Annotated in this window: 7 protein-coding genes; 6 read left to right on the plus strand and 1 reads right to left on the minus strand. The window is 71.2% G+C overall.

All coding sequences use genetic code 11. The annotated features are described in order from the left end of the window. Positions 1-142 precede the first annotated feature (142 nt). Genes AB0B90_RS38255 through AB0B90_RS38265 form a run of 3 tightly spaced genes read left to right on the plus strand, consistent with a single transcriptional unit; the run spans position 143 to position 3,482 of the window. Entirely contained in the window at positions 143-859 is a 717-nt protein-coding gene (locus AB0B90_RS38255) for an LmbU family transcriptional regulator (protein ID WP_362926774.1), read from the plus strand. A 14-nt stretch (positions 860-873) separates the two neighbouring features. Then, entirely contained in the window at positions 874-2,730 is a 1,857-nt protein-coding gene (locus AB0B90_RS38260) for a non-ribosomal peptide synthetase (protein ID WP_362926776.1), read from the plus strand. After that, the gene (locus tag AB0B90_RS38265; RefSeq protein ID WP_362926778.1) at positions 2,727-3,482 is read left to right on the plus strand and encodes a thioesterase domain-containing protein; all 756 of its coding nucleotides are present in this window, start codon (positions 2,727-2,729) and stop codon (positions 3,480-3,482) included. Before AB0B90_RS38260 ends, AB0B90_RS38265 begins: the two co-directional genes overlap by 4 nt. Before the next feature lie 19 nt (positions 3,483-3,501). Here AB0B90_RS38265 and AB0B90_RS38270 read toward each other — a convergent pair whose 3' ends face one another. Continuing rightward, positions 3,502-4,860 (minus strand): MFS transporter, encoded by a 1,359-nt coding sequence (locus AB0B90_RS38270; protein WP_362926780.1) that lies wholly within the window; start codon positions 4,858-4,860, stop codon positions 3,502-3,504. Positions 4,861-4,981: 121 nt separating this feature from the next. On the opposite strand from AB0B90_RS38270, the gene AB0B90_RS38275 reads away from it, so the two are divergent. The 3 genes from AB0B90_RS38275 to AB0B90_RS38285 are packed head-to-tail and all read left to right on the plus strand — an operon-like array spanning position 4,982 to position 10,197. Then, the gene (locus tag AB0B90_RS38275) at positions 4,982-5,740 is read left to right on the plus strand and encodes an FkbM family methyltransferase (protein ID WP_350950333.1); all 759 of its coding nucleotides are present in this window, start codon (positions 4,982-4,984) and stop codon (positions 5,738-5,740) included. Next, entirely contained in the window at positions 5,737-6,969 is a 1,233-nt protein-coding gene (locus AB0B90_RS38280; RefSeq protein WP_350950320.1) for a cytochrome P450, read from the plus strand. Before AB0B90_RS38275 ends, AB0B90_RS38280 begins: the two co-directional genes overlap by 4 nt. Before the next feature lie 12 nt (positions 6,970-6,981). Further along, entirely contained in the window at positions 6,982-10,197 is a 3,216-nt protein-coding gene (locus AB0B90_RS38285) for an amino acid adenylation domain-containing protein (RefSeq protein WP_362926783.1), read from the plus strand. Positions 10,198-10,391 lie beyond the last annotated feature (194 nt).

Genomic DNA, 10,391 nt, shown 5'->3' on the forward strand with positions numbered 1-10,391 from the left:
AACGGCGTGTTTTCGTATTTCCGTTGTACCTCAGGAGGGCCGTCTCGAAATTACTCATGATCGAAAGTGCGCTTTCCGGAACGACGGGTAAGGGACAGACCTGACTCACTCCAAGTGCACAGAAATCCGGAGGAACAGTCGCATGCAGGTGCTCTCCCCCAACCGAGAGGCGAACCGCCAAGTCCCCCCATCCTGTGATGAGAGGCCTCCCGTCCCGGCACCGCGCCGCAGTAGCCCACAGGGCTCCAAGCTGGCCCTGGACGCGTCCGCCAAGCCCCGGAGGACCGGGCTGCAGCTTCCGTCGAGCCTCCCCTTCGACACCTGGCGGCGGATCGGTCACCAGATCTCCCTCATCGCCGACTCCTCCGCCTGGTGGCTCGGCGACTGGCTGGTCTACGGCGAAACCGAATACACCGACCGTTACAAGAGAGCGGTCGAGGAGAGCTCCCTGGATATCCAGACCCTGCGCAATTACGCCTGGGTCGCGCGGCGATTCCCGGTATCCCGCCGGCGAGACAAGCTCAGCCTTCAGCACCACGCGGAGGTGGCCGCGCTTCCCGACCACGAGCAGATGCTCTGGCTGGACCGCGCCGAACGCTTCAACTGGTCCAGAAATCGTCTCCGCAGCCAGATCAAGGCCCACCGCACCGCGACCCTTTCCGCGTCGGACCGGGCAGCGCAGGCCGCCAAGGAGAAGGCCGTCATCCATATCGACGTACCGGTCGACCAGGAGCAGTCGTGGCGTGACGCGGCCCGCCGGATGAACCGCAGCGTGGAGGAGTGGGCGAGGCTCATCCTCAACCAGGTCGCCACCGGTGAGATCCCCGCACGCGAGCTCCGCGACGCCAAGGCCGGGTGAGGAACGGAGGACAGGTGGACGCCGTCCACACGCTGTTCGAGAAGAAGGCGTCCGAGGCACCGAACAGGACGGCCCTGGTCTCCGGGGCCGTCCTGTTCACGTATCGAGACCTCGACGCCCGTGCCAACGGCCTCGCCCGCTCGCTCCTGCGACGCGGCGTCGGCCCCGAGACCCTCGTCCCCCTGCGGCTTGACCGCTCCCCCGACCTGCTCGTCGCGCTGCTCGCCGTCTGCAAGGCGGGCGGCGCGGCGGTGCTGCTCGACCCCGGCTGGCCCACCGACCGTGTCGCCGCGGTCCTCGACGGCTGCCCCGTGGTGATCGACGGCCCCCTCGACGCCGAACCCTCCGCGGAGAGTCCCGGCGTCCCCGTGCACGAGGACCAGCTCGCGTACGCGGTGCACACCTCCGGGTCGACGGGGCGGCCCAAGCTCGTCGGGGTGACCCACCGGGCGATCGCCCACCGGGTCGCCACCCACGCCGAGGCGTACCGCATCACCCCCGCCGACCGCTCCAGCTGGCTGGCTCCCCCGGCCTCGTCGGTCTCGGTGGTGGAGTTGTGGCCGTACCTGTGCTCCGGCGCGAGCGTGCACGTCGCCGACGCGGCGACCGCGGGCTCGCCACCGGAGCTGCGCGACTGGATGGTCGCCTCGGGCATCACCCGCGCGTACGTGAACATGCCGCTCGCCGAGCTGCTGTACGGCCTGCCGTGGCCCGAGCGGACGGCGCTGCGGCTCATGACGGTCGGCAGCGACGCGGTGCGCGTGTGGCCCTCGCCCGACCTGCCGTTCGAGGTCGCGGTGGAGTACGGCTCCGCCGAGGCCAACGGCGTGACGAGCTGCCTGGTCCCGCTGGAGGACAGCCTCACCTCGGTCACCGCCGACGAGGCCGCCAGGCGCGCCCGGCCCCCCATCGGGCGCGCCTGGCCCGACGTCGGCGTGCCCGTCCTCACCTCCGGCCTGACTCCGGTCGCGGCCGGCGAGGTCGGCGAGCTGTTCGTGTCCGGGCCCGAGCTCGCCCGGGGCTACCTGGGTGAGCCCGCCCGCACCGCGGAACGCTTCCTGCCCGCCCCCTCGGGCGGAGGAGGCCGTCTCTACCGGACCGGTGACCTCGTGCTGGAGCGGCCGGACGGGCGGCTCGAGCACCGCGGCCGCGTCGACCAGCAGGTCAAGATCCGTGGCCATCGGGTGGAGCCCGCGGAGGTGGAGGCCGTACTGCTCGAACACCCCACGGTGCGCGAGTGCGTCGTGACGGGCGTGCCCGGTCCAGGCGGCGACCTGAGACTGTGCGCCTACGTCGTCAGGAACGGCGCCGCGCACGACGGCCCGAACGCTTTTCTGAGCGGCACCACGCCCGATGTCACAGACGGCACCGCGAACACCACCGCAGAGAGCATCACGCATGGTGCCGCGCGCGAAACCTGGGCCGGGGAGCTGCGCGCCTTCACCTCGGCGCGTCTGCCCGCACCGATGGTGCCGGTCGCCTGGACCGCGATGGAGCGGCTGCCGCTGAACTCCAGCAACAAGGTGGACCGGCGCGCGCTGCCCGCGCCCTCCTGGGGCGATCCCCGCGGAACGGATCACCCGGGAGCCGGCGCCCCACGGGAAGCCGCTCCCCCCGGAGACGGCGGGCACGAGAAAGAGACCGACCTCGTGACGGCGGGGGTGCTGGAGCTGTGGGAGCAGGCGCTCGGGGCGCGCGGCGCGCTGGGCGACCACTTCATCCGCTCGGGCGGCGACTCTCTTTCGGCCACCCGTCTCGTCGACCGGATCGGGACGCGCTACGGCGTGCGGATCCGGCTGCGCGACTTCCTGCGGGCGCCGACCCCCGAGACCCTCATCCGGAACATCAAGGCGGAAGGAAAGGCGAGATGACCGAGAGGAAGCGGAGGAGGAACCGCCCCACGTGGCTGTTGCGCACCCCCGACCCCGGGGCGAGGGCGAGGCTGTGGTGCCTGCCGTACCCGGGGGCGGGGGCGTCGATGTACCACGGCTGGCCCGCCGAGGTGGACGGGATCGAGCTGTGCCCCGTCCAGCTGCCCGGCAGGGAGAACCGGCTGCGCGAGCCGTTGTTCGAGAGCTACGCGGCCGTCGCCGCCGAGATGCTGGAGGGCCTGGAGCCCTACCTGGACCGGCCGTTCGGCTTCATCAGCCACTGCGGCACGGTCTTCATCGGCTACGAGGCGACGTTGCTGCTCATGGAGCGCGGCGGCCCGCTGCCCGGCCACCTGTTCGCCTCCTCGATGGTCCCGCCGCACCGGGCGTCGTGGCCGAGCATCCTCAAGCTCGACGAGGAGCAGGTGGGCGCGCTGGTGTCGGACCTCATGCGGGCGCGTGGCGCCGAGCCGATGCCCGAGCTGGTGGAGATGGCCGCGGACGTCATGCGCGCCGACGTGGCCGCCTACGGCCGCTTCGACAAGACCGACCCGGTGGAGCTGCCGTGCCCGATCACCGCGATCGGCTGGTCGGGCGACACGCAGATCCCCCCGGATCAGATGGCCGGCTGGGAGTCCTACGGCGAGGCCCGCTACACGGTGCTGGACGGCGGGCACTGGAGCTACCTCCAGGCGCCCGCCGCCCTGCTGGACGAGATCTCGCGGAGCATGTCCGCGCGTGTCCCCGGTTGAACGAGTCGAACCGTTGACCTCAGACGCCCTTGCCGTCCTCGCGCCCGCCGGGTCCTTCGGCCTCGGCGGGCTCCTCGTCGTCCCGCAGGAACTCGGCGTCCTCAAGCCTGCGCAGGTGCGGCACCGGGGAGCGGAACAGCAGGATGATCCAGGGCAGCAGGAACGCGGCCCCGGCGTAGATGGCGGGCTTGATGCCGATCAGCTCGCCCAGCACGCCGGCCAGCATCGCGGACAGCGGCAGGATGCCGAGGTAGACCGCGCGGCTCGCGCCGATGACCCGGCCCCGCAGGTGGTTGGGGATCACGTACTGGAAGAGCGTGAGCTGGCCGATGTTGCCGGCCACCACGCCGAACACGGTGACGAACCAGATCACCGAGAACAGGGTGATCTGCAGCCACTGCGGACCGGCCACGAACGGCGTGAAGCACAGCACCCGGAACGCGATCAGGGCGGCCATGATGCCTCGGCCGTAGCCGAGCTTCTCGAACAGCTTGCTCGCGAAGACGGCGCCGACGACGCCGCCGATGCTGCCCATCGCGTAGATGAAGCCGATCCAGGTGCCCGACAGCTGCAGTTCCCTCGCCGCGTACAGCAGGAACAGGGTCAGGATCATCATCGACCCGAAGTTCGCCCCGGCGGAGTTGATGATGAGCGGCCGGGCGTAGTCGTTGCGGTAGGTGACCTTCAGGCCGTGCTTGATGTCGTGGAGCATCGCCGCGACGGCACCGCGCCCGCCGCTGTCCTTGCGCTCGACGGGCGGCTCGACGTGACGGATGCGCGACAGGGCGAAGGCGGAGACGAGGAAGGCGATCGCGTCGCCCAGCATCACGTACGCGGGCCGGAACAGGTCGATGAGCACGCCGCCCGCGCTGGATCCCGCGATGGCGCCCACCGACTCGGTCGCGGCCATCCGGCTGTTGCCCGCGACCAGGTGCTCCTCGCTCAGCAGGGTCGGCATGTAGGCGGCGTAGGCGATCCCGAAGACCACCGACAGGCCGCCGACCACGACCGCGACCACGTAGAGCACCCACATGTCGAGGAAGCCGACGAAGGCCGCGATCGGGATCAGCATCACGATGCCCGCCCGCCCGAGGTTGGAGGCGACCATCAGCGGCCTGCGGCGGTAGCGGTCGATGAGCACGCCGGCGACCAGGGTCAGCAGGAGCGCGGCGATCGTGCGCATGCTGTTGAGCAGCCCGACCTCGAAGGAGGTGGCCTGCAGCATGAGGATCGCGGTGAGCGGGAGTGCCAGGGTGGTCAGCTCGGAGCCGAGGACCGAGACCGACTGGCCGGCCCAGAGCCGGTTGAAGTCGGGGTTTCGCCAGAGAGAGGGCGGCTTTTCCTCCGGCGCCCTGACTTCTGTTCCCTGAGTGTCCATGAGATCGTTCCGTCCTTGTCGGGTTTCACCTCTGGTTGACTGTAATAAGGTTTTTGTTAAGGGTGATGATATGCGAAATCACCGAAGAGGCACACTGGAAAACAATCAGCGAGTGCGCCAGATGACACTCCCCGACGGTCATGTGGTATTCCAGCTCAATCCCGCCGAGACCAGCCTGCAGTATCGCAGTATCGTGGGCGACAGAAGCTACTTCAGGCATGATGTTCGCCTTGAGCCCGGAATGACGGTGTTCGACGTGGGAGCCAACATCGGAATCGCCGCACTGGCGTTTCATTGGGAATGTCCGGGCACCCGGATTCTCGCGTTCGAGCCCGCCAGGCCGCTTTACGACGCGTTGTGCGCGAATCTGTCCGCCCACGGCCTGAACGCCAGGGCGTTCGACTGCGCGCTCTCCCGCGCCCCGGGGACGGCGGTCATCACCGTCTACCCGGAGACCACCGCGATGTCGGGGATGTACACCGACGTCGACCACGACGCCGAGGTGACCAGGACATTCCTCGCCAACAGCGGTTTCGCCCCCGAGGACGTGACCGACATGGCCGAGGGCAGGCACGTCACGGAGAAGCAGGAGTGCCAGGTGCGGACGATCTCCGAGGTGATGGCCACCGAGGGCGTGGACCGCATAGGACTGTTGAAAATCAACGTCGAGAAAGCCGAATGCGATGTCCTGGACGGAATCGCTCCCGGTGACTGGGAGGCGGTCGACCAAATCGTCATGCAGGTCCACGACATCGACGGCAGACTCGCGTCCGTACGCGACGATCTCACCGGCCGTGGATTCCAGGTCGACATCGGCCAGGACCCCCTGCTGAAGGACACGGACATCTTCGACGTGTACGCACGGAGGAATTCCCTATGACAGTGGACACGACCGTGAATCTGAAAAATCTGGATCTGGCGGATCCGGACATCTACACGGCCCCCGACTCCGGCCTCGGCGTCCTGCATTACCTGCAGGAGCACCGGCCGATGTTCTGGAACGCCAGGTCGGACGGGCCGAGTTTCTGGGCTTTCACCAAATACGCGGACGGCGTCGCCGTCTATCTCGACAAGACGAATTTCACCTCCGAGCGGGGCATGCAGGTGGGGCAGACCGAGTCCGCCGCCCGCGCCGCCGCCGGCAAGATGCTCATCGTCACCGACGGCCGCCACAGCCGGCTGCGTGACGTGATGAACCCCGCGCTCACCCCCCGGGTGGTACGCCGCCTGGAGGGCGCGATGCGCGAGACGGTGGGCGGGATGCTCCAGGAGAACGCCCAGAAGGACTCCTTCGACTTCGTCGACACGGTGGCGGGCAGGCTGCCACTCTCGGTCATCTGCGAGCTGCTGGGCGTGCCCCGCGCCGACTGGGACCTGATGATCCAGTGGACGCGCACCGCGTTCGGCTCCGCCGCCTCCGACGACGTCATCTCCGACGCCGAGAAGGCCGAGGCCAACGCCAACATCTTCGCCTACTACGCCGACCTGCTGGCCGAACGGCGCGACGACCTCGGCGACGACGTGATCAGCGTGCTGATCCGCGGCCGGATCGACGGGATCCCCCTCACCGACGAGGAGATCCTGCTCAACATCAACGGCCTCATCACCGGAGGCAACGAGACGACCAGGCACGCCTCGGCGGGGGCCGTCATCGCCCTGGTGGAGAACCCCGACGAGTGGCGACGGCTGCGCGAGGACCCCTCGCTCATCCCGACCGCCGTGGAGGAGGTGCTGCGCTGGACCGCCCCCAGCCTCAACGTCATGCGCACCGCGCTGCGCGACACGAAGATCGGAGATCAGACCATCCGGGCCGGTGAGCGGGTCAGCGTGTGGCACCCGGCCGTCAACCGCGACGAGGACGCCTTCCCCGACGCGCGCCGCTTCGACGTCGGGCGCACCCCCAACAGGCACCTCACGTTCGGCCTCGGCAAGCACCTGTGCATCGGCGCGGCGCTCGCCAGGTTCGAACTGCGCGTGCTGCTGGAGGAGCTGACCCGCCGGGTGGCCCGCATGGAGCTCACCGGGCCGGTGAAGCGACTGCGCTCGAACCTCATGTGGGGCGTCGACCGCGTCCCCGTCCACCTCGAACTCGACCACGCCGGGCACTGATTGGAGCACCCCATGCCGGACAGTAAGACTTCGCTGTCGCCGATCCAGGAGAGCGGGTGGAGGTCCTACCGGGCCAAACCCGCGGGTGACCACACCGACCAGGTCACGCTCGCGGCGCGGTTGCGCGGCCCCGTGGACGAGAAGGCCCTCATCGCCGCGCTGGAACACGTGCTGGAGGCGCGCGAGGACCTGCGGCCGGCGTTGCCCGGCGACTCCGGGGCCGAGCCCCGGCGCGCCGGTGTCCCTTCGCCGGTGGAACTGGGCAGGCACGACGCGAGCCGCCGCGAGGAGGCGCTCGCCCGGCTCGTCTCCGAGCAGGCCAACCGGGGCCTCGACCTGGAGAACGGCCCGCCGGTGCGGATCGCCCTGGCGCGGATGGCCGACGACGACCACGCGCTCGTCGTGACGGCGCACCGGCTCGTGGCCGACGAGCGCGTCCTGGCGGGCCTCGCGCGGGAGATCTCCCTGGCGTACGAGGACGCCTCGGGCGCCACGCTCCGCGCCTCCTCCAACGGCCACGCCTCCCCCGTCGGCTCCTCCAACGGCTCCCCTGCCGACCACGCCGCCGTCGACGGCGCCAGCGCCGGCGGGGAGGCCGCGGACCTCGCCTACTGGCGTGAGCGGCTCGACGGCATACCCCCGGCCCTGGACCTGCCCTCCGACAGGAGCCGTCCCGCCGTACCCGGTTTCACCGGTGCCCAGGTGACCTTCACCGTCCCGCCGGAGACGGCCGCGCTGGTCGAGACCATGGCCCGCGAGGCCGACGCGGAAAGCGCCACCCGGGCCGCGCGGGCGATGACGCTGTCCCGCTGGTCGGGGCAGGCGGAGACCGTCCCGCCCGGCGAGACCGACACCCGGGCCGTCACGCTGGCCGCGTGGGCGATCGCGCTGTGCCGCTGGTCGGGCCAGGACGAGGTCGTGGTCGGCGTACCCGTGCCCGCCGCGGAGCGCGCCCCGGCGTTCCCGATCCGGATCGGCTGCGAGGGCGACCCCTCGTTCACCGCCGTCGTCGCCCAGGTGCGCGACGCGCTGGACGAGGCGGCCGCGCACGGCTCCTACCCCGCGCACCGGCTGGCCGAGGAGCTGGAGCTGGACGCCTCCAGTGGCGTGCAGCCGTTCTACCAGGCGGAGTTCGACCAGGCAGCCCCCGCCTGGGGCGCGCTGCGGCTGCCGGGCGTCCAGGTCTCGCCCCTGGTGGCGGGCCGTTTCCCGCTCGCCTCGGACCTCGCGCTCGTCCTGGTGCCCGGCTCGCTCGACGGGGAGCTGCGCTACGGGCTCGACCTGTTCGACGCGCCGGGAGCCAGGACCAGGGCCGAGCAGTACGTCACCCTGCTGTCCGACGCCGTGCGCGACCCCGCGCGGCCCATCTCGTCGCTCTCGCTGCTGGACGCCGAGCAACTGCGGCTGGTGGTCGAGGAGTGGAACCGCACCGAGACGCCCTTCGACGAGGAGGCCGGCATCGGCGCCCTGTTCGAGGCGCGCGCCGCCGCCGCCCCCGACGCGCTCGCGGTGCTCGCCGGTGAGCGGCGGCTGACCTACCGGGAGCTGGACGAGCGCGCCAACCGGGTCGCCCACCGGCTGATCCGCGACGGGGTGCGGCCGGGCCACATCGTCGGCTCGATGACCGGCCGCTCGGCCGAGGCGCTCGTCGCCTTCCTCGGCATCGTCAAGTCCGGCGGGGTCTACCTGCCGTTGGATCCGGCGCTGCCGCCCGACCGGCTGGGCTACATCCTCGACGACAGCGGGGCACGGCTCGTCCTCACCGGCGCCGAGTACGCGGGCCGGGTGCGCGACGACCGGGTGCGCACGATCGAACTGGACGCCGAGTGGCGCACGATCGAGGCGGAGGAGCCGGGCACGAGTCCCGGCCTGACGCCCGCGCCCGACGCCCCCGCCTACCTCATCTACACCTCGGGCTCGACCGGGCGGCCCAAGGGCGTGGAGGTGCCGCACCGCGGCGTCGGCAACCTCGCCTCGGCCCTGTCCCGGGAGTTCTCCCTGACGTCCGACGACCGGGTGGCGCTGTTCGCCTCGCTCAGCTTCGACGCCTCGATCTGGGAGATCACGATGGCGCTGCTGAACGGGTCGGCACTGTGCGTGCTGGACCCGTCGGCCATGACCCCGCAGGAGACGGCGAAGGCCATCTGCGAGCAGGGGGTGACCGCGGCCACGTTCCCGCCGACGTTCCTCAGCACGCTCAGGGGCGACGAGCTGGACACGGTGCGGCTCATGGTCGTCGCGGGCGAGCACTGCCCGACCGGGCTGGTGCGGACCTGGGCTCCCGGCCGTGTCTTCGTCAACGCCTACGGGCCGACGGAGACGACCGTGTGCGCCACGATGGGGACCTGCGACCCCGCCGCCGCGTACGCGCCGCCGATCGGCCGGCCGCTCGCCAACTTCCGGGCCTACGTGATGGACCGCTGGCTCAACCCGCTCCCCGCGGGTGTGCCCGGTGAGCTGTACGTCGGCGGCACCGGCCTGGCGCACGGCTACCGGGGCAAGCCCGGCCTGACCGCGCAGTCGTTCATGCCCGACCCGTACGGCCCTCCCGGTGCCCGGCTCTACCGGACCGGCGACCTGGTCCGCTACCTGCCCGACGGCCGGCTGCAGTACGTGGGCCGGGTGGACCACCAGGTGAAGATCCGCGGTTTCCGGGTGGAGCCCGCCGAGATCGAGGCCGCGATCACCCGCTACCCGGGGGTGCGCGAGGCCGTGGTCGGCGTGCGCGACGACCGGCTCGTCGCCTACGTCGTGCTCGACGACGCCTCCAGGATCATCGCCGACCGCAGCGGCCTCACCGGCGAGCTGCACCGGTTCCTGCAGGGCTCGCTGCCCGCGTACATGCTGCCCTCCTCGTACGTGACGCTGGACGCGATGCCACTCACCTCCTCGGGCAAGGTGGACCGCCAGGCGCTACCCGAACCCGGCGGCGACGGCGGTGACGACGGTGACGACGGTGACGACGCGCCGCAGACCGCGACGGAGCAGACGATCGCCGAGATCTGGGCCGAGGTGCTGAAGCTCAGGCGGATCGCCCGCGAGGACGACTTCCTGGAGATCGGCGGTCACTCCCTGGTGGCCGCGCAGGTGATCACCCAGGTGCGGGAGAGGTTCGCGGTGAACGTGCCGATCCGGGTGCTGTTCGAGAACCCGGTGCTCGCCGACTTCGCCGAGGCGGTGGACGGCGCTCTCGCCAAGGCCGAAGCCAAGGCCGAGGCGAAGGTCTGAGCCGTGAGGCCCGGGCTTCGCGCCCGGGCCTCGGGCGGCGGGACATCCCGCCCGGCGGGATGCCCGACCCCCTGACCCGCGCATGACGAGGGCCCGTGAGGGGGTGTCTGGCCGGGGGCGGGGCCGGGGGGGGGCCGCGGCGGGGCGGCCCCCCGCGCCCGCCGCGGCGCGGCGCGGCGGGGGGGGGCGGGCGC

It is taken from the genome of Streptosporangium sp. NPDC049078 (genome assembly GCF_040648855.1).
Lineage (GTDB): Bacteria > Actinomycetota > Actinomycetes > Streptosporangiales > Streptosporangiaceae > Streptosporangium.